Raw genomic sequence first — 19852 nt, forward strand, 5'->3', positions numbered from 1 at the left:
GCGGAAAAGGCGGACAACCCCGTTCCGCCTTTTTCGACGCATCGAATGTAATGATATAACATTAAGACAAACCTTGTGAGGCTCTCATGGACAACAGACTTCCCGTCACGGTGCTTTCAGGCTTCCTCGGCGCCGGCAAGACGACGCTGCTCAACCACGTGCTGAGTAATCGCGAGGGCTTACGCGTCGCCGTCATCGTCAACGATATGAGCGAGGTGAATATCGATGCTGCCCTGGTGCGCGACGGCGGCGCCAATCTCTCCCGCACCGAGGAAGAGCTGGTCGAGATGACCAATGGCTGCATCTGCTGCACGCTGCGCGACGATCTGCTGAAAGAGGTGCGCCAGCTCGCCGATCAGGGCCGCTTCGATTACCTCTTGATCGAATCGACCGGCATCGCCGAGCCCCTGCCCGTCGCCACCACCTTCGAATTTCGCGACGAGAATGGCCAAAGCCTTTCCGACGTCGCAAGGCTCGACACCATGGTGACCGTCGTCGACGCCGTCAATCTGCTTGCCGATTATGCCTCGGCCGATTTCCTCGCCGACCGCGGAGAAACGGCCGGTGACGGCGACAACAGAAACATCGTCGACCTGCTGGTCGAGCAGATCGAATTCGCCGACGTCGTGGTGCTGAACAAGATCGGCACGGCAAGCGAAAAGGAGCGCGACGCCGCCCGCAAGATCATCATCGGCCTCAATCCCGATGCGCGGCTGATCGAGGCGGACTTCGGCCAAGTGGCGTTGCGGGAGGTGCTCGGCACCGGCCGCTTCGACATCGACAGGGCCGAAACCCATCCGCTCTGGTACAAGGAACTGCACGGTTTCAAGGATCATATGCCCGAGACAGAGGAATACGGCATCCGCTCCTTCGTCTACCGCGAAAAACGCCCTTTCCATCCGGCCAAGCTGCAGGCCTTTCTCGACACGGCATGGCCGGGCGTGGTGCGCGCCAAAGGCTTCTTCTGGCTGGCGACCCGCCCGCATCACGTCGGCGAGATCAGCCAGGCGGGCGCGATCGTCCGCACCGGCAAGATGGGCCTCTGGTGGGCCTCCGTACCGTCCGAGCAGTGGCCCGAGGGGCCGACCTTCATGAACGCCATCGGCCCCTATCTCGACCCCGTCTGGGGCGACCGCCGCCAGGAAATCGTCTTCATCGGTGCCGATCCCATGGACGAAGCCTGGATCAGGAAGGAACTCGACGCCTGTCTTATCAGGACAGATGCCTTCGTGCCCGAGCGCTGGCGCGACCTGCCCGATCCTTTCGCCAACTGGAACAGGCAGGCGACATGAAGGCGAAGGCAATCAAACGCACTCTCTGCGTCTGCACCGAATGCGAGCCGCTACCGCCGATCGAAGGGCTTCATCCCGACACCGTCGAGGCAGCAGGCGAACGGCCCGATCGGCAACGACGATCCGGCAGCCTGTTCCGAAGCCTCGCCGAGCACATCGTTCCCTTCAGGAAGCCCTTCTGACGAGAGATTTGCCTGCCGGCAGAGGAAAAGGGCGGTCGAAGCCGCCCTCTTCCCGTTCATCTGCCGATCAGCGACTGGCAATAACGCTGGAGATAATACCGCTGGTGACGCCGATCAGCAGGTAGTCGTGATCGGCCCTGACCCAGCGATAACCGCGTGGCGGTGGCGCCAGCCGGTAGCGGCGATAGTCGTTGACATCGGAGAACCGTCGACGCTCGCTGGTATTGACGCGGTATCCCTTTTTCCAGTGCGACCGGACGACTACCTTCTTCTGCACGGCGACGGGGGGACGGCGATGATCGTCGGCGCTAGCCTGGGAAACAATCATCGGGGAAAGAAGGAAGGAGGCGGAAAGAAGGGCTGCAAAAATCTTTTTCATGTGGGGTTCCTCGTGTTGGACACCGGGGCAAACTAGGGCCGAGAAGATGAACCGAAACTGAAATAGAAATTAAACTTTTGTAATGGAATCCAGTAGCTACATGTCGAAGCTTATACTTTAGATTAGACTTATACACGATGATCTGGCGCGGCAGGCTGGCTTCGTCCAATGAGGCCCTTCGGCTTTTGCTGCTCATCGCCTGGAAGGCGCGGCCGTGGAGGGTTGTCCCGCTGCTGGCGGCGGGCGGCATGCTCTCGATTCGATCTGGTCTCGCCCAAAGGCGCTCGGCGATTTGGCATAACGAGATGCATAAAAAAACTTGAAACGGGCGCATAATCGAGTTTCGAACCGACGCATCCTAGGAACAGGAGAGTTCTGGATGTTCCCGCGAGGGGACGATCAGATCAAGACAACGAAGACCCCAATGGAGGAAAACATGCCTGGTATCAGCATGCGCTACATCGTCGACGACGTCGACGCCGCGGTGGAATTCTACACGAGACATCTCGGCTTCTCCGTCGCACTTCGCCCCGCGCCGAGTTTCGCCATCCTGACCAGAGACGGTTTTCGTCTGTTCGTCAGCGGCATGACGGGACCTGGCGGAGCATCTCAAGCAATGCCAGATGGGCGAAAGCCGGAGCCCGGCGGTTGGAATCGCATCCAGATCGAGGTCAAGGACCTGGAAGCAGAAGTCGCCGCGCTGCGTCAGGCCGGCGCGCGTTTCCGCAACGAGATCGTGCAGGGCATAGGCGGCAAGCAGATCCTGGTCGATGATCCGGCCGGAAACCCGATCGAGCTCTTCGAACCACCCAAGCGGTGAATGGCGCGACGCCGGTCATGCGGGTTGCCACGCATTTGCGGTCATCCGCAAACCGACGCAGTATTTCGATCACGGTCTCTCGCCGCGAGGCTGGCTGGAACGCCTTGCCACCAGTGTGCGAGCGTGTAGTTTCGGACTCCCATCAACTCGAAGGCAGGGAAAACATGTCCGATTCCGCCGGCGGGCTCTCCGACTATATCGGGATACTAGCCGTGTTTCTTCTCGTCGCCGCCAATGGCTTCTTCGTTGCCGCCGAATTCGCCCTGGTGTCGGTCAGGCGTAGCCGCGTCGCCGAACTCGCTGCGGCAGGCCGCATGAACGCCTCGGCACTTCAGCGCGCCGTCGATAATCTCGACTCGAATCTTGCGGCCACCCAGCTCGGCATCACTATCTCGTCGCTTGCCCTCGGCTGGGTTGGCGAACCGGCGCTTGCCCACCTGATCGAGCCGCTGCTATCATGGCTGCCTGGGCAATGGGCGACGGCGGGCGCGCATACTGTTGCCGTCGTCGTCGCCTTCGTCATCATCACAGCACTTCATATCGTGCTCGGCGAGCTCGCACCGAAGAGCCTGGCGCTTCAACGCAGCGAAGCCACTTCGCTTACCGTTGTGCGTCCGCTCGGTCTGTTCCTGGTGCTATTCAAGCCGGCGATCTTTGTTCTGAACGGCATGGGCAACCTCGTGCTGCGGGGTGTGGGTCTTCGCGCCGGAACCGGCGAATCGTCGTTCCATTCGCCGCAGGAGCTCAAGCTTTTGGTTGCCGAGAGCCAGGAGGCCGGCCTTCTCAACCAGGTGCAGCAGCAGCTCGTCGAGCGGGTGTTCAACATCGGCGACAGGCCGATCTCCGACATCATGACGCCGCGCCTCGATATCGAATGGTTCGACGCCGACGACAGCGAGGCCGAGATCCTGAAGACCATCCGCGAATGCAGTCACGAACAATTGCTGGTCGCCCGCGGCTCGATCGACGAGCCGATCGGCATGGTGTTGAAGAAGGACCTTCTCGACCAGGTTCTCGACGGCGGCAAGATCCGGCCAATGGAGGTGATCAAGCAGCCGCTGGTGCTGCATGAGGGCACCTCGGTCGTCCGCGTGCTCGACAGTTTCAAGGCCTCACCCGTTCGCCTCGCCATCGTCATCGACGAATATGGCAGCCTCGAAGGCATCGTCACCCAGACCGACCTGCTCGAAGCCATCGCCGGCGACCTGCCGGGATCCAACGAAGAGCCCGACATCGTCGTCAGGGAAGACGGGTCGCTCTTGATCGACGCGATGATGCCGGCCTTCGACGCCTTCGAACGGCTCGGCCTGCGCGATCGTCCGGACGCCGATTTCCATACGCTGGCGGGTTTCGCCCTGCATCAGCTCCAGCACATCCCCGAAGCCGGCGAGACCTTCGTCTTCGACAACTGGCGCTTCGAGGTTCTCGACATGGACGGCATGCGTATCGACAAGATGCTCGCGACGCGCATTTCCGCGGATGGGGTGGAGGCCTAGCGCATCGGCCCGAAAATCGGAATCGATTTTCGGAAAGCACGATGCGTAGATTCAAAGTGTTAGAGCGTCCTTTGTGCGTCCGAAAGGACGCACGGCGCTCTAATTCACCGCCAGCGTCCAGAGCATCCCTGCGGCCGCGCAGGCTAGCAGCGTCGCGATCACGGAAGCCTTGAAACGGAAGATCGCGATGGCGGCGGCGGCAGACAGCGCCATTGCCGCTGGCACGGCCGATTGCAGTACGGGGATATCGAGCCGTAAGCCGCCAAGGTGAACGGTCGCAACCTCAGCAAACAGCGTGTGCAAGGCAAACCAGATAGCGAGGTTGAGGATGACCCCGACCACCGCGGCTGTTATGGCCGACATCGCGCCGGCGAGCGCGATGTTGCCGCGCAGTTTTTCGATGAATGGCGCGCCGAGGAAGATCCAGAGGAAACACGGCACGAAGGTGACCCAGCTCGTCAGGACCGCCGCAAGCGTTGCAGCAAGCATCGGATTCAAAGCTCCCGGATCGCGGTAGGCGCCCATGAAACCGACGAACTGGACGACCATGATCAACGGCCCCGGCGTCGTCTCGGCCATGCCGAGACCATCCAGCATCTCGCCGGGTTTCAGCCAGCCGAAATGCTGCACGGCCTCCTGCGCGACATAGGCAAGCACGGCATAGGCCCCGCCAAAGGTGACGACCGCCATCTTGCTGAAGAACAGGCCAATCTCGGTAAAGACGCTATCGGCGCCGAAGGTTGCGTAAAGTGCTGCGAGCGGTGCGAGCCAGAGGGCAAGCAACACGGCCGAGATGCGCAGCGACCATGCAAGATTCGGGCGCGCATGCGCCGGTATGCCCTCGCCAAGCGCCGACTCCGCGTCCGACAGTGTCGGGCCGCTTCCCGCCTTGTGGCCGCCGCCCGTCCGGAAGGCGGCAAGCCCGAACCTGCCGCCGAGGAAGCCGGCAATGCCGGCGGCGAGCACGATCAGCGGGAACGGGACATGGAGAAAGAAGATGGCGATGAAGGCCGCGGCCGCGATACCGACCATGACGCGATTTTTGAGCGCCCGGCCGCCGATGCGGATCACGGCCTGCACGACGACGGCGAGCACCGCTGCCTTCAGCCCAAAGAACAGGCCGGCGACGATGCCGACGTTGCCGTAAGCCGCGTAGATATAGCTGAGACAGAGGATCGACAGGAACCCAGGCAGTACGAACAGCAGGCCGGCGACGAGACCGCCCACTGTCCGATGCATCAGCCAGCCGATATAGATGGCGAGCTGCTGCGCCTCGGGTCCGGGAAGCAGCATGCAATAGTTCAGCGCATGCAGAAAACGGTGCTCACCGATCCATCGCTTCTCGTCGACGATGATCCGGTGCATGACGGCGATCTGGCCGGCGGGGCCGCCAAAACTCAGGGCGGCGACGCGCAGCCACACCCTGAAGGCCTCGCCAAACGAGACGCCGTGATGATGCTCCTCTCGCGCGTCGTCCTCCGCCATTTTGCCGCCGGGCGCACTATCCGTCATCTCAACCATCTCATACCCTCTTCTTTGGCGCCGGCCAATTGTGGGTTTCCTCGGTCGCATCGCGGCACCAGCGGAAAAAAGCGTCGTAGAGAAGCATCCCGGCCTCGAGTTGCTCCAGATCGTCTGAATACATCCTCGAGAGGCCGAGCGATGCCGCAAGCAGTCCCGCCGCCTCTGGGGCGAGGTCGAGCCTTGCGGTATCCGCCGCCCTGACGATACGCGCCAGGCGCAGAAGTGGTTCCGAAGCCAGCCCGAACTCCTCGATCATGACGTCAAAAGTGCAGAATTCGCCGCGATGGCTCCAGAACACATCCTCGATATCGAAGGGCGTCGCCGCGAAACGCTCGCCGACGGCCAAAACCTCGGGCGCCGGCACGAACAGGAACACGGCATTCGGATCTATGAAGCGCCGGATCAGCCAGGGACAGGCGATGCGATCGATCTTCGGCCGCGCCCGCGTCACCCAGACGGTGCGCCCCTCAGCGTCGCGTTGCGGCAGCTTTGTATCGGGGACGGCCGGTCCGCCCGCGATCCACGCCTCGAAGCCACCTTCGAGGCTTTCCGCATCGATCCCGACATGGCGGAGATAGGCGGCAACACCATGACTGAGCTTGCCGCCTCTCTGGCATACCACGACGACGGCTTCGGCATCGACGCCGCCAACCCAGGACGCGACATCGGCATAGGCGCGCTGGATCGAGCCCGGCACCAGGCGTGGATCGAGCGCGAAGTCCTCCTCCGTGCGCACGTCGATAATGACGGGAGCCCCAGGCGTCCCGATGAGGCGGCTGAGCTTTTCAGGTGAGATTTCTAGAAATGACGGCATGACGCGTCCCTCCGTTGATCGGTTTTACTGGACGCGATTCTTCAGCATGACGCCTCGTGGGGTGATCGCGACCCCATGTCTAAACCATGCGCAAACAGACCCCATCGTGTCAAGCGCATTGCGCCATGGCGGCTTGCCGTCCGCGGCAGCGGCCTGCCATCCGCCACGGCACCCGATCAGCCGGCAGGTCTTCCACCCGGTCTCTGCCGGTCGCCTCCAGGCAAGCCGGCGGGCAGATGAGAGGTGAGTGGCAAAGCCGCGAATACACGGAGTGCCAGTGAAGAGCGCGAATGAAGGTACGAAAACCCAATCAGTACAAGCGCTTCGGCCCAGAACGGAACAAAAAGCCCGCTTCGGCATTCTTCTCTGACCGAAAGAGGAGAAAGTACCATGACGTACGACCCCAATAATGCCAACGACCCGAACCGCCCGCTGAACCCAAATTTGGATCTGCGCACCACGCCGAGCGCGCGCAGCAGTAATACGTGGATTGTCTGGGTCGCTGCATTGGCCGTGATCGCTGTCGCTGCATTCGCCTATTCGCAGTGGGGCACCCCCGGCACATCGCCGGACACGACAGCCTCCACGACCCAATCCGAGCCGGCGCCGGCCAAGCCGATCGCTCCGACCAATAACAGCGCAACGCCCGCACCGGCACCAGCAACGCCGGCACCAGCACCGGCCACTCCGCCGCCGGCTGCCCCGGCACAGCAGTAATCGCTGCCCGGCCAGCAGAAGCCGGCCCAGTGCCGGCTTCTTTTCTGCCGCGAGCGCTTGAAGATATTTAAGCGAACCCTATTTAAGGGATGCTGAATCTGTCTCTGACCGCTGACCACGGAGGTACTGGCAGCCGTTATCGAGACTGATCGAGGAAGGTCGGTGCGAATTTCGCCCGGCCTTTTTTCTTGACCTCGTCATCCATACGAACAGCCGTACTGGCAACGCCTGATCGGGATTATCTGGGAATCCTGTTATAGAAAGACTGCGGATCGTACACGCACTCGTAGTCGAGGAGGCAAAGCTTGCCATTGGCATCCCTCACCCTTGCGGTGTCATACTTGTCGCCGAGATTGCACCTGGCCGGCGGATAGCGGAAGCTGCGACCGCCAAAGCCCATCCGCACAAAAACCGCCTTGTCCTTGCGGATGATCTGCGCAAGCTCTTCGCAACTGTGATCCCTGGCATTGACCTCCACCGCCTCGACGGCAAGAGCGACGGACGGAAACAGCAGTGCGACGGCCAGAACAACGCTTTTCATGGAAACTCCTGAATGTGATAGAGCGAAGTTAAGGCATCGCACCCGATGCCGCCAGTCCGCAAACCTTCCGAATTATACATCTGAGCAGCCCTGCCCCTTTGGCTCCCGGCACGCTCGATAACGGCGTGTGTCGAAACAGAAATTGTCGGATGAGCGACCAACCGCGCGGGCTCTTTGAGACAGCGAATCCAGGTGTACGGGACACTCCTTCGCTACTCCGCAAGGATGTTGCCGCATCCCCATCCATCAAGATGTTTGGTCTATGCTGCCGGCCATGAAACCGACGTTTGGGCGTAGACACCTTGCAGAGCCGGAGCGGACAAGGACCGTTCCAGCACAGAAGGTCGATGCGCCACCCGCCAGAAGCTTCGATTGGCCGAAAATCAGGCGTTACGCCAAAAACGCGACCTTGGCCCTGCTGATCGCGATCAAACTTGTGGTTGTGATTATTTACGTCACCAGACTAAACACCTCGCATTCCTTCCAGGAATACGCACCGCCCATAGCAATGATGGCGGTACTGTCGTTTTTCATCGTCGCCGCTCTCTGGCTCGCCGGCATGAAACTGAGCGGCAGCGATTGACGTAACCTCGGTTGGCGCCGTCTGAAGTTGACCGCCGCCCGCACTTCCCGCTCGCTCCCTCTCGCAACGGAAGCGTCCAGAGCATGATGCCGAAAAGGGTGAGCAGTTTTCGGACGACATCCTGCTTTAACTCTTTAATCTAGAAGAGGATTCGGATTTCAGGCCGACCCGGCCTAAAATCATCCCGTTCTAGGGAAAGTTATAGGGCGACGCGGGGTCGAAGACGCAGGAATAATCAAGGATGCATTGCTTTCCCTCGCCATCGCGCAAACTGGTCGTGGTGCGCTTGTCACCCATACTGCACTGGGCGGGCGGATAACGGAAACTGCGGCCGCCGAAACCGATGCGAACAAAGACCTTTTTGTTCTGGCGAATGATCTGAGCAAGCTCGCTGCAGCTATGCTCGCTCGCTTTGACGTTCATGACGCCTGCGCCAAAGGCCGGTAACGGCAGAGACAAGGCAACGACTAGAATGACGCTTCTCATGGGACCCTCCCAGTGTGTGAGGGAAACTAGCGCGCACAGATCACTGCGACCAGTCATTTGGGCAAGGCTAGCAATGTCGCCCGCTTCCAGCAGGCCGGAAAATCCGGCCTGATTTCAAATACATCAATCTTTTCAAGAGATTTGGTGGGTGATGTAGGGCTCGAACCTACGACCCGCTGATTAAGAGTCAGCTGCTCTACCAACTGAGCTAATCACCCGTTCGCGCTTGGCTGCGCGGTGTGACGGGGCGTATAAACAGGATCGGCAGGCTTGTCCAGCGCATAGGCGAAATTTCTTTGGTTAATCGCGAAGATTTTTCGGCATGGCTGAAATACAGCGCAGAAGCCCGAAAATCGGAATCGATTTTTGGGAAGGATTATGCGCCGATTCAAAGTGATAGAGCGTCCTCAGCGCCAGTGAAATCAAAGGTCGAGCGTGCCGCTGGCCAGCCGTACCGCCTGGCCGCCGATCCGCGCGTTGGAGATCGCTCCCGCGTCGACATCGATATGCAGGTGGATGAAGGACGGCCGGCCCATCTCGACGCCCTGCTCGATCATGATCGGGTGATGCCCGTCCGTCAGTCGGTCGAAATGGTGGATGGCGCCGGAGAGTGCGGCCGCCGCCGAACCGGTGGCCGGGTCTTCGACGATACCCATACCGCTGGCGAACATGCGCGCATGGAACTTCGCCACGTGGTTGACACCGCCGCGGCAATAGGCATAGGCCGAGGCAAGCGCGCCATCGACGAAGGGCACGATCTTTTCCCAGAGTTGCGGATCGAATTCCACTCGCTGCGTGGCGCCGACATCGTGCACCGGAATGAGCAGGAAGGGAACGCCGGCGCTCCAGACCGACGGGACGTGATTTTCGAAGCCGATCTCAGTCACCTTCAGCGATAGCGCATCGGCGATCCCGAGCTTGTCGAGCGGCATGATGGCGGGCTGCGATTTCCGCGGCAGGTCGAATTCGGCAAAGCTCGCCTCACCCTCTCTCAGCCGCACCGCGCAACGCACCGGCCCGACATTTTCCTCAAGCACCGTGACGAGATCGCGCGTCGCAGCACCGTGCACCCGTTCGGCCAGCGCGACCGCCGTGCCGACCGTCGGATGGCCGGCAAAGGGCAGCTCGCGCCCAGGCGTGAATATCCTCAGACGCGCCGCATAGGCGGGGTTGGTCGAAGGCTGAACGAAGACCGTCTCCGAGAGATTGATCTCCCGGGTGATTGCCTGCATCGCCTCGTCGCTGAGATTGTCTCCGTCGAAGATCACCGCCAGCGGGTTGCCCGCAAGCTTTCGATCGGTGAACACGTCATAGACGCTGTAGCTTCGCGCCACATCGGCCTCCTTGAATCGTCATCGCGCCGCCAACCTGCCCGACCGGGCGAACGAGTGCAAGGCGCTAAAACGCGTCACGCCAACCGGAATCACATGACGCGCTTTCGATCTTTAGGTGATGCATGTCGTTATCCCGAAACGCTACATGGCTTTGGGCGGATACATCAACTCCGCTCGGCCTTGCCGAAATACCAGTCGATCACGGGCAGCATGGCGATATTATAGGGGTGCGCCGAGTGATCGGCCGAGCGGATCGCCGCCACACCCGCGATCTCCTTGTCCTCGGCCACGAGCATGTGACTCTCGATCCGTTCGATCATCTCGTCCGCCGTCATATCGAAGCGGAAGAGCCGCAACAGCGTCACCGTCCGGTTGGAATGGCTAGCGAAGAGCCCCTGCCCCGCCACCGAACGGCTAAGATCCAATCCGGTTTCTTCATGGACCTCGCGGCGCATGTTTGCCTCGATGTCGCAGCGCCCGTCGACGATATCCTCGGGCTCCAGCGAGCCGGCGGCGAAATAGACCTGGCCGGGATTGGCTGTATGGGCGCCCATACGGATCGCCACAAGCGCACCGTCCGAGGTTTCCAGCACCGGATAGGCGAAGATGTGAATGCCGCCCTGACGCTGCGGCTGCCGGCGCCACCACATGAAGGCGGAAAAGGGAATGACGTGGCCCTCGCCCGCAATCCCGTTTTCACTGAGCGAGAGCCGCTGCTGAAACACCATGCGCCCATCGAACAGCGCCGGATTGGCGGCCGTCTCCCTGGCCCAGTTCTCCCGGATCGCCGCTTGTTCGGCGACGGCGAAGGGATGGGGACCGGGCAGGATGCGCAGATCCACGCCGGCGATCGGGAAGACCGTGGCTTCCGGGGGCCAGCCGGCGAAATCGGAAAAATCGGTATTCGGAAAATTCATGTTCAAATTCGTTTTCATGGGAGATCCAGTGTCATGACGACAGGGCAGTGATCGGACGCCTTCGGCCTGTCCCAGCCGGTGCGCGGATAACGCTCCACCTCCTGCCCCGGCGGGAAGATGGTGCGGTAGGGCTGGCCGCTGCGGATGATTTCGGGCAGGCGGCCGGCATTATGGGCGGCAAGTGCTGGCGAAAGCCAGAGATAGTCGAGTTGGCAAAGCCACTGCTCCTGTGGCCCGCGAGCGTGATAGAGCGTCCAGCGGTCGAGAGGTTCGCGGCGGCGCACGACATTTTCGGCAAAGCCGTCGCGGCTGAAGATGTCGAGCGCGCTTTCGGTCTCGTTCTGATGTTGGAAGCGATAGCCCGTGCCCCGGCGGCCGATGACGTCGACACGCTCCTGATAGTCATTCATGTCTCCGCAGATGGCGAAGCTCTTCGTGCCGGCTTGCTCCGCACCGAAGCGATCCTCGATGATGCGGCGCACGGCGCGCGCCTCGGCGCGGCGGATCGGCATGGTCGATTGCCGCCCGTCCAGCCCGTCGCGCGGATTGCCCATCGACTTGAAATGCACGACGTAGAGCGAAAACGGCCGGCCGCCGATCAGAAGATCGAGCTCCAGGCAATCGCGTTTGAAGATCTTGTCGTCGATACGGTTGGTGAGCGCCACGTCCCCGTCGAAGAGATCAAAGTCGCGATAGGTCGTCATCGCATGGCTTCTGATATCCCTGAGCTCGATCTTCTGGCCGTCGCGCGTTTCCTCGCGCATCAAGACGGCAACATCGATGCCGCGGCTGTCATTGCCCTCGACCAGGTATTTTTGGCGGTAGCCGTTTCCGACCATGCGGAAGAGATAGCCGTATTCGAAGGCCTGAAGGGCAGCCATGTTGTCGATTTCCTGCAGGCAGAGGATATCGGCGTCAGCATCGGCGATCGCGAGCGCCGTCATCTGCCGGGTATCGTCGGCGGCGGCAATCACCCGGGCCTGCTCGAGCTGCTGATAGACGCCCTCGCTCGACACCTGGAAAAGCTTGATGACACGGTTGGCGCAGCTGGTTGCGGAAGCCGGTGAAATCGAAACGGGTCAGCAGATTTTCGACATTGAAGGTGGCCAGGCGAAGCGACATGGGAAGGATCCGGTTGCGGGGAGTAACTTAACCAGCAGAAGCCGCAGGAAAAGATGGCGGAGCCAAGAAATATGCGGACAACCACCCCGCTTACAGCCCCGAAGGCGATTGCCTGTGACTTAGGCTGCTGACATAGTCTCTGCAGAGGGCAATCATCATTCCGGCGCGGGGCATTTCATGAGGCGGGTTCTTGCATCGTTTGCGGTTCTGACGTCCCTCGCCGGCGCGGCCCTTGCCGATACCTACGGCGCCATCGCCTACTCGCCCTCGACGAGCGCCACCGGCTGGTCCTATGCTTATGACACTCGCGGCGACGCAGAAACCGTTGCCCGACGCAATTGCGACAGCAGCGCCAACGATTGTCGCATCGCTATCTGGTTCCGAAACGGCTGCGGCGCGGTAGCCGTCGGCCGTCGCGGCGGCTGGGGCTCCGGCTGGGGTTATGATGGCCGCGAGGCCCAGCGCCAGGCGATCGGCAGCTGCAACCGGCAAACCGGCGGCTGCCGCGTCATCCGCTGGCAATGTTCCGGCAGCGAATGATTTTGGCGGGGCACGGCGTCTCAAAGCCGCCACGCCGCGCGTACCGATAGCCTGAGGCTGTCACCCGTCCGGACGGGAAAACGGGCATAGGCCCGCAGCACCTGATTGTCGGTGAGGACGAGCTTCAGCGCATAACGCTCGCCCTCGAAGAGCACGGACTCGACCATCGCCGCGATCCCCTCGCCGGCGGTATTCTCGCCGGAGACCATAACATCTTCCGGCCGGACGAGGACATCGACCCTGTCGCCGTTGGCTGCCCTGGTAACAGTGCCAGCAAACATCGGCTCCAGCGCCTGCCAATCCAGCGCCCTGTTGTCACCAGCAGCACGCGGCAGCGACACGATCGCGCCTCGCCCGATCAGCCCGCCGACGATGCGTCCTTCCGGCCGCGCGTAGATCTCGACGGGAGCCGCCACCTGCAGCAGCCGCCCTTCCGACATGACGGCGACGTCGGTCGCGAGCGCCATCGCCTCGCTCTGGTCATGGGTGACGTAGATCATCGTTGCGCCCGAGCGCTGGTGGAACTCGCGAAAAGTCTCCTCCATCTCCTGTTTCAGATGCCGGTCGAGATTGGCGAGCGGCTCGTCGAGCAGCACCACGTCGGGTGATGTCACCAGGCAGCGGGCGAGCGCCACGCGCTGGCGCTGGCCGCCGGAGAGATCGGCTGGAGGCCGTTCGGCATAATCGGCAAGCCGCACGGTGCCGAGCGCGTCGCGCACCTTCGTCCGGTAGGCCTCGCCCGAAATGCCGCGCACCTTGAGGGGATAGCCGACATTGTCGGCGACACTCATGTGCGGCCAAAGCGCATAAGACTGGAAGACCATCGCCATGTTGCGCTTTTCCGGCGGCAGCGACCGCGCGGCATCGGCAAGCAATCGCTCGCCGAGATGGATGGAGCCGTCGCTCGGCGTCTCGAAACCGGCGATCATGCGCAGTACCGTCGTCTTGCCGCAGCCGGAAGGCCCGAGCAGCGCCAGGAAGCCGCCATCGCGCACCTCGAGCGAAAAACCGCTGACGGCGGCCCGGCCTGTACCAAAATCCTTGCCGAGCTGGTTGAGGGTCAGCCTCGCCATGGGACCACTCCTTTCGGCAGCCGTTTCGCCAGAAGTTCGAGCAGCAACATCAGCACGACGACCATGAGGACGACGAGCACCGAAAGCGCCGAGGCGAGATCGGAACTGCCGCTGTCGTCGAGATTGTAGATGGCGACGCCGAGCGTCTGGGTGCCGGCAGACCAGAGCAGCGCCGAGATCGTCAGCTCGTTGCAGGCGATCAGGAAGACGAGGATGACCGATGCGCCGGCGGCGGGCGCAATCAGCGGCACGATGATATGGAAAAGCCGGCGGAAGAAGCCGGCCCCGGAAAGCCGCGCCGCCTCTTCCAGCGCCGGATCGAGCTGGTGGAAGGCGCTGACCACCGGCTTCAGGCTGACGGCAAAGAAGGAGGAGAAATAGGCGATCAGGATGATCCAGATCGTGCCGTAGAGCGAGACGTGCAGGATTGGAATCGGTGCTGCGAACACCAGGATGAAGCAGACCGCGATGACGATACCGGGCAATGAATAAGGTATCTCGATCAGGCTCGAGACGATGCGGGAAGCCAGATCCCTGCGTCGTGCCAGCGCATAGGCCGCAAGCATCGTCACCACGAGGAGACAAAGCGCGGTCGCGCCGGCAAGTGACAGCGAGTTGATGAAGGCGGTGCGCGTCACCGCCTGCCGAAACAGGATCTCCTCAAAAGCATGCAGCGACATGGTTTTAAAGGTGAGCGGCACGCCATAGGCCGGCACCAGCGCGCCGGCGACAAGCGCGAAGAAGGGTGCTGCCAGCATGAAGAACAGGATCGCCCATACGAGCGGTGTGAAAACAAGGCGCCAGGCGCCGAGTTCGAAGGCCGCACTCGCCCCGGATAACCCGATGACGCGGTAGTCGCGGTCGCGCAGCGCCCGGTCCTGGATCATCAACCCGACGGCCGAGATGCTGGCGATGATTGCCGAGAGCACGGCGACGTCGCCGAAGGTACGGCTGGTGAAGGCGGAAAACTTGGTGAAGATCAACGTCGGCAGCGTGAAGATCGAGGCCGGAATGCCGAGAATGGCGGGAATGCCGAAATTGCCGGTGCAGGAGACGAAGGAGATCGCCGCACCCGCGATGATGCCGGGCAGCGACAGGGGCAGAATGATGTCGCGGAACACCCGCAGGCTGGAAGCGCCGGAAAGCCGCGCGGCTTCGACCCCGTCGCGCGGCAGCGTCATCAGCCCGGCTCGGAGCGCCAGATAGACCAGCGGCGCATGCTGCACGCCATAAAGCAGCGCGATGCCGCCCACCGAATAGAGCGGCTGCGGCGAGCCGAGCGGCGGAGCGATGTGCAGCGCCTTCAACAGCGGGCTGGAGGGGCCTGACATCTGCACCCAGGCCAGCGCCGTCACCTGCGGCGGGATCATCATCGGCAGCACGAAGAAGAAGCTGAGCAGCCCCTTGCCGCGGATATCGGTCAGCGTCAGCAGGAAAGCAAAGAGGCAGCCGATGACAAGCGAGATGATCGTGCCCAAAATGGCAGTGACGATCGTGTAATAGGTTGCCGACCAGAGCGAGGCTTCGCTCAGAACCGTCATCACGCCGCCATTGGCGAAAGCCGCGATCCCGACCATGGCAAGACGGGCGAGCGGCAGCACGCTGAGCATCAGGACGATGATGACGACAAAAGGAAACAGCCAGGCGGGCTGGCTGTTTCCGGTTTTGATGTATCCGTGCATGAAAGGATCAGTTCGAGCGGTAGATGCCCGAGAAGGTCTTGAGATCCTGATCGGTATTCTTCAACGCTTCGGGCGCCTTGATCGGCAGGATCTTGATGGTGTCTCGCGCCGGAAAGCCTTCCGGCAGCTTCATGCCGTTGCGGGCCGGGATGTAGCCGAGCTTCAGGAAGCCTTCCTGGCCCTTTTCGGAGAGCACGTAATCGACGAACGTCTTGGCGGCATCGGCGTTCTTGGTGCTGGCAAGGATGCCGACCGGCTCGGTGACGGCCGAAACGCCTTCGCTCGGGAAGACGAACTCGACCGGAGCGCCCTTGGCCTTCTCGCGGATCGGCAGGTAATCGACGACCATGCCGTAAGCCTTCTCACCCGAGGCGACGGACTTCAGCACGGCGCCGTTGCCGCCGGCCGCGATTGCGCCGTTTTCCGCGAGCGACTTGTAGAAGTCCCAGCCAAGGCCGGGAACGGCGGCGAGCGTCTGGGCGTGGATGAGGGCCGCACCCGAGGCAAGCGGGCTCGGCATGGTGACGAGGCCCTTGGCTTCCGGCTTGGTCAAGTCCTTCCAGCTCGCCGGCTTCATCGCGGCCGAGGTATTGTAGATGATGCCTGTCGTGATCAGCTTGGTCGAGTAGTAGTAACCGTCGGCGTCGTAGAGGGCGGCGTCGTACCCTGCGGCTTCCGGCGACTTGTAGGCCATGAGCTTTCCATCTTGCTTGAGGCGCTCCAGCGTCACCACGTCGGCAATCAGCAGAACATCGGCAACCGGGTTGCCGGCCTGGATCTCGGCCTGCAGCTTGGCCATGATCTTCGGCGTGCCGTCGCGAACCCAGTCGACCTTGATATCGGGATTGGCAGCCATGAAGCCGTCGACCGTCGCCTGTGCGTCTTCGTTCGGCTGGCTGGTATAGAGAACGAGGTTTGCGGCGGACGCCGGAATGGCAAACAGGCTCGCGGCGAGAAGCGCTGCGGCGGAAACGATGGTTTTCATGGGGAAGATCCTCGATTTCGATACCCCTCCCTTATTAGGGGTCGTTGACAGACATGTGACAGCGCGCCGCAGCCGACGCGGCCCATTCCCACAACCTTCCTTGGTGGTTCGCCTGCCCTGCCGACAATACAGTTGATCGCCCCCTCGATTTCTGGAATCGCCTATGGACGCGGCCCGATCCGGGCCGATTCGAGGGGATGGCAAGAATGAGACGGACACCCTGGCGCGCGCGCCTGCGCTACCAGTTCGACAAGAGCATGGCCGCCGGCCCGATCGCCCTGATCGGCTGGCTGGCGGTGATATCGCTGGTTGTCATCATCGCTGCAGGTCTGCTGCTTGCGCTGACCGGTATTGCGCCCGACGGCGGCGAGCATATGAGCTTCGTCGAGGGTGCCTGGGAATCGCTGATGCGCACTATGGACGCCGGCACGATGGGCGGTGATATCGGCTGGCCCTTCCGCGGCGTCTCCCTTGTCGTCACCATATCGGGCATCTTCGTCTTCTCGGCCCTGATCGGCGTGCTGAGTTCCGGCATCGAGGAAAAGCTGGATGACCTGCGCAAGGGCCGCTCGCAGGTGCTCGAAAACGACCATACGATCATCTTCAACTGGTCGCCCTCAATCTTCGACGTCATCTCCGAACTCGTCATTGCCAACACCAGCCGGCGCCGCCCGCGCATTGTCATCATGGCCGCCAAGGACAAGGTGGAGATGGAGGACGAGCTTGCCGACAAGATCGAAAATCTCAGGAACACCCGTATCATCTGCCGCAGCGGCGATCCGACTGATCTTTACGACATCAGCATCGTCAATCCGCACACCTCGCGCTCGATCATCGTGCTGTCGCCGGAAGGCGACCATGCCGATTCCGAAGTCATCAAGACGGTGCTCGCCCTCGTCAACGATCCCGGCCGCCGCAAGGAGCCCTACCAGATCGCCGCCGAAATCCGCGACACCAGGAATGCCGAGGTGGCGCGCATCGTCGGCGGCAAGGAATTGCAACTGGTGCTTGCCGACGACCTGATCTCGCGCATTGTCGCCCATTCCAGCCGCCAGTCGGGCCTGTCAGGCGTCTATTCCGAACTGCTCGATTTCGAAGGCTGTGAGATCTATACGCTCGAGCAGCCCGAACTCTCCGGTAAAAGCTTCGGCGCCGCGGTGATGATGTACGAGACCTCGACGCCGATCGGCTTCTGCGACAACGAGGGCGCGGTCCATCTCAACCCGCCGGCAAACCGCAACTTCCTGCCCGGCGAGCGCGCCATCATCATCGCCGAAGACGATGCCGCGATCAAAAGCGCCGCCGCCGAGATGCGTGTCGACAAGGAGGCGATCCGGGCTCCAGTGACACGCGAGGCAAAGGCGGAGCGCACGCTGATGCTCGGCTGGAACCGCCGCGGCCCGATCATCGCCCGCGAGCTGTCGCGTTATGTCGCCCCGGGTTCGCAACTCACCATCGCCGCCGATACGCCCGATATCGAGGAGGAGGTTCGTGGCCTGACGTTTGCAAGCGACAACATGGCGGTCACCTGCCGCGTCACCGACACCAGCAGCCGCGCCGAACTCGACGACCTCGATATTCCCGGCTACGACCACGTGCTTGTGCTTGGCTACTCCGACCACATGGCCGCACAACCCGCCGACACCCGCACGCTCGTCACCCTTTTGCAGCTACGCCGGATCGCCGAGAAGACCGGCCGCCACATCGGCATCGTCAGCGAGATGATCGACGTGCGCAACCGTGAGCTTGCCGCCGTAACCCGCGCCGACGATTTCGTCGTCAGCAACAAGCTCGTCAGCCTGATGCTGGCGCAGGCCTCCGAGAACGGCCAGATGGCGGCGATCTTCGACGAACTGCTCGACGAGGACGGCTCGGAAATCTACATGCGCCCGGTCACCGACTACGTTTCGATCGACAAGCCGCTGACCTTCTATACGATCTGCCTTGCGGCGCTACGCCGCGGCGAGGTCGCGATCGGCTATCAACGGCAGCGGCAGGGAGAAGCCGACGCCCGCAATCTTTCCGGCGTCGTCGTCAATCCCGGGAAATCGGATCTTCTGGCCTTTGCCGAGGCCGATCGCCTGATCATCCTCGCCCGCCAGTGAACCCGCGTGTGAGAGTTCACGCAGGCGTGAACGCGCGGCAATTTGCCATTGCCGTGCTTTGCGCTACGTCACTCACATTTCGATGAGGGAGGAATTTCAATGGAATATCGTCTGCTCGGCCGTTCCGGCCTGAAGATCTCGACTTTGACCATGGGCACGATGACCTTCGGTGGCGTCGGCTGGGCAAAGACCGTCGGCGACCTCGGCGTCGCCGAGGCGCGCAAGATGATCGACATATGCATCGATGCCGGCATCAACCTGATCGACACTGCCAATGCCTATTCATCGGGCGAATGCGAAAACATCATCGGCGATGTGCTCGGCGGCAAGCGACCGCAGGGCGTGTTGCTCGCCACCAAGGCCCGCTTCAGCATGGGCGACGGCCCGAACGACCAGGGCCTGTCGCGCTACCACCTGATCCGCGAATGCGAGGCGAGCCTCAAGCGCCTGAAAACCGATGTCATCGACCTTTACCAAGTGCATGAATGGGACGGCCAGACGCCGCTGGAAGAGACGATGGAAGCGCTCGACACCCTGATCAGGCAGGGCAAGGTGCGTTACGTCGGTTGCTCGAATTATTCCGGCTGGCACATCATGAAGGCGCTCGGCATCGCCAACGAGCACCGGTACCAGCGCTTCGTCAGCCAGCAGATCCACTATACGCTGGAGGCGCGCGACGCCGAATACGAGCTGCTGCCGATCTCGATCGATCAGGGACTCGGCGTGCTGGTCTGGAGCCCGCTCGCCGGCGGCCTGCTCTCCGGCAAGCATCGCCGCAACCAGGCAGCGCCCGAAGGCACGCGCCAGTTCGCCGGCTGGACCGAACCGCCGATCCGCGACGAGAACCGGCTCTGGAATATCGTCGAGACGTTGGTCGCGATCGGCGAAGAGCGCGGCGTTTCGGCGGCACAGGTGGCGCTCGCCTGGCTGATCGGCCGCAAGGCCGTGACCTCGGTCATCATGGGCGGCCGCACCGAAGCCCAGTTCCGCGACAACATCGCCGCTGCCGAGCTGAAACTCACGGACGACGAACGCAAGCGCCTCGACGCGGTCAGCTTGCCGCCGGTGATCTATCCCTATTGGCATCAGCTGAACACGGTTAGCGACAGGCTTGGTGAAGCCGACCTGGAGCTTTTCGGCCCGCATCTCCAGTAACAGGCGATAGCGGATCCGGCGTTGCACGGCGGAAGACAAAGCATGTCGCGCAAAAGTATGCAGCGGTTTTGCGACCGCGACATGCTCAATCAAAGACCTAAAGTG

19 protein-coding genes, 1 tRNA gene and 1 pseudogene are annotated in these 19852 nt (G+C 62.0%); 9 read left to right on the plus strand and 12 right to left on the minus strand.

Annotation, left to right across the window (positions count from 1 at the left end; genetic code table 11):
- The first annotated feature begins 86 nt into the window (after positions 1 to 86).
- Positions 87 to 1292 carry a zinc metallochaperone GTPase ZigA gene (gene zigA, locus N2600_RS13930; protein ID WP_260296535.1) on the plus strand — a complete coding sequence of 402 codons (1206 nt, stop codon included), beginning with the start codon at positions 87 to 89 and terminating at the stop codon, positions 1290 to 1292.
- Positions 1289 to 1474, plus strand: coding sequence for a hypothetical protein (locus N2600_RS13935; protein WP_170255063.1), 186 nt, complete (start codon positions 1289 to 1291; stop codon positions 1472 to 1474). The genes zigA and N2600_RS13935 overlap by 4 nt, the downstream gene beginning before the upstream one ends.
- A gap of 67 nt (positions 1475 to 1541) precedes the next feature.
- On the opposite strand, the gene N2600_RS13940 is transcribed toward N2600_RS13935, so the two are convergent.
- Positions 1542 to 1853: an RcnB family protein gene (locus N2600_RS13940; RefSeq protein WP_222291459.1), complete on the minus strand. Its 312-nt coding sequence runs from the start codon at positions 1851 to 1853 to the stop codon at positions 1542 to 1544.
- A 436-nt stretch (positions 1854 to 2289) separates the two neighbouring features.
- Here N2600_RS13940 and N2600_RS13945 point away from each other — a divergent pair, with 436 nt between their 5' ends.
- Both N2600_RS13945 and N2600_RS13950 read left to right on the plus strand, forming a co-directional pair.
- Positions 2290 to 2673, plus strand: coding sequence for a VOC family protein (locus N2600_RS13945; protein ID WP_162116162.1), 384 nt, complete (start codon positions 2290 to 2292; stop codon positions 2671 to 2673).
- A 164-nt stretch (positions 2674 to 2837) separates the two neighbouring features.
- On the plus strand, positions 2838 to 4169 hold the full coding sequence (locus N2600_RS13950; RefSeq protein ID WP_260296536.1) for a hemolysin family protein: 1332 nt from the start codon (positions 2838 to 2840) through the stop codon (positions 4167 to 4169).
- 99 nt (positions 4170 to 4268) lie between these two features.
- Here the strand turns inward: N2600_RS13950 and chrA are convergent, their stop codons facing one another.
- Both chrA and N2600_RS13960 read right to left on the minus strand, forming a co-directional pair.
- Positions 4269 to 5690, minus strand: coding sequence for a chromate efflux transporter (chrA, locus tag N2600_RS13955; protein ID WP_260296537.1), 1422 nt, complete (start codon positions 5688 to 5690; stop codon positions 4269 to 4271).
- Position 5691: 1 nt separating this feature from the next.
- Positions 5692 to 6507: a sulfurtransferase/chromate resistance protein gene (locus N2600_RS13960; protein WP_260296538.1), complete on the minus strand. Its 816-nt coding sequence runs from the start codon at positions 6505 to 6507 to the stop codon at positions 5692 to 5694.
- A gap of 390 nt (positions 6508 to 6897) precedes the next feature.
- Between N2600_RS13960 and N2600_RS13965 the strand changes: the two genes are divergently transcribed.
- Positions 6898 to 7224, plus strand: coding sequence for a hypothetical protein (locus N2600_RS13965; RefSeq protein WP_260296539.1), 327 nt, complete (start codon positions 6898 to 6900; stop codon positions 7222 to 7224).
- Between the two features lie 238 nt (positions 7225 to 7462).
- Here N2600_RS13965 and N2600_RS13970 read toward each other — a convergent pair whose 3' ends face one another.
- Positions 7463 to 7765, minus strand: coding sequence for a hypothetical protein (locus tag N2600_RS13970; RefSeq protein WP_162116059.1), 303 nt, complete (start codon positions 7763 to 7765; stop codon positions 7463 to 7465).
- 262 nt (positions 7766 to 8027) lie between these two features.
- Between N2600_RS13970 and N2600_RS13975 the strand changes: the two genes are divergently transcribed.
- On the plus strand, positions 8028 to 8348 hold the full coding sequence (locus N2600_RS13975; protein WP_260296541.1) for a hypothetical protein: 321 nt from the start codon (positions 8028 to 8030) through the stop codon (positions 8346 to 8348).
- Positions 8349 to 8537: 189 nt separating this feature from the next.
- Here N2600_RS13975 and N2600_RS13980 read toward each other — a convergent pair whose 3' ends face one another.
- From N2600_RS13980 to N2600_RS14000, 5 genes and pseudogenes are all read right to left on the minus strand, one after another.
- A complete protein-coding gene (locus N2600_RS13980) occupies positions 8538 to 8834 on the minus strand; it encodes a hypothetical protein (RefSeq protein WP_162116057.1) in 297 nt (98 codons plus the stop codon).
- Positions 8835 to 8976: 142 nt separating this feature from the next.
- Positions 8977 to 9052: transfer RNA gene (locus N2600_RS13985), tRNA-Lys, on the minus strand.
- 204 nt (positions 9053 to 9256) lie between these two features.
- Positions 9257 to 10168 (minus strand): PhzF family phenazine biosynthesis protein, encoded by a 912-nt coding sequence (locus tag N2600_RS13990; protein WP_017964976.1) that lies wholly within the window; start codon positions 10166 to 10168, stop codon positions 9257 to 9259.
- Between the two features lie 164 nt (positions 10169 to 10332).
- The gene (locus N2600_RS13995; RefSeq protein ID WP_222291465.1) at positions 10333 to 11103 is read right to left on the minus strand and encodes an NUDIX hydrolase; all 771 of its coding nucleotides are present in this window, start codon (positions 11101 to 11103) and stop codon (positions 10333 to 10335) included.
- Positions 11100 to 12207, minus strand: a pseudogene (locus N2600_RS14000) (endonuclease/exonuclease/phosphatase family protein). Before N2600_RS14000 ends, N2600_RS13995 begins: the two are co-directional and overlap by 4 nt.
- Positions 12208 to 12384: 177 nt before the next feature.
- On the opposite strand from N2600_RS14000, the gene N2600_RS14005 reads away from it, so the two are divergent.
- Positions 12385 to 12747, plus strand: a complete 363-nt coding sequence (locus tag N2600_RS14005; RefSeq protein WP_260296542.1) for a DUF4189 domain-containing protein — start codon at positions 12385 to 12387, stop codon at positions 12745 to 12747.
- A gap of 20 nt (positions 12748 to 12767) precedes the next feature.
- Here the strand turns inward: N2600_RS14005 and N2600_RS14010 are convergent, their stop codons facing one another.
- The 3 genes from N2600_RS14010 to N2600_RS14020 are packed head-to-tail and all read right to left on the minus strand — an operon-like array spanning position 12768 to position 16487.
- Positions 12768 to 13820, minus strand: coding sequence for an ABC transporter ATP-binding protein (locus N2600_RS14010; protein WP_260296543.1), 1053 nt, complete (start codon positions 13818 to 13820; stop codon positions 12768 to 12770).
- Positions 13808 to 15502: an ABC transporter permease gene (locus N2600_RS14015; protein ID WP_260296544.1), complete on the minus strand. Its 1695-nt coding sequence runs from the start codon at positions 15500 to 15502 to the stop codon at positions 13808 to 13810. The genes N2600_RS14010 and N2600_RS14015 overlap by 13 nt, the downstream gene beginning before the upstream one ends.
- A 7-nt stretch (positions 15503 to 15509) precedes the next feature.
- Positions 15510 to 16487: an ABC transporter substrate-binding protein gene (locus tag N2600_RS14020; RefSeq protein WP_260296545.1), complete on the minus strand. Its 978-nt coding sequence runs from the start codon at positions 16485 to 16487 to the stop codon at positions 15510 to 15512.
- 206 nt (positions 16488 to 16693) lie between these two features.
- Here N2600_RS14020 and N2600_RS14025 point away from each other — a divergent pair, with 206 nt between their 5' ends.
- Positions 16694 to 18592, plus strand: coding sequence for a CASTOR/POLLUX-related putative ion channel (locus N2600_RS14025; protein ID WP_260296546.1), 1899 nt, complete (start codon positions 16694 to 16696; stop codon positions 18590 to 18592).
- A 99-nt stretch (positions 18593 to 18691) separates the two neighbouring features.
- Entirely contained in the window at positions 18692 to 19747 is a 1056-nt protein-coding gene (locus N2600_RS14030) for an aldo/keto reductase (RefSeq protein WP_260296547.1), read from the plus strand.
- Positions 19748 to 19852: the final 105 nt, after the last annotated feature.

This window comes from Rhizobium sp. WSM1274 (genome assembly GCF_025200775.1).
In the GTDB taxonomy this organism is placed as follows: domain Bacteria; phylum Pseudomonadota; class Alphaproteobacteria; order Rhizobiales; family Rhizobiaceae; genus Rhizobium; species Rhizobium leguminosarum_I.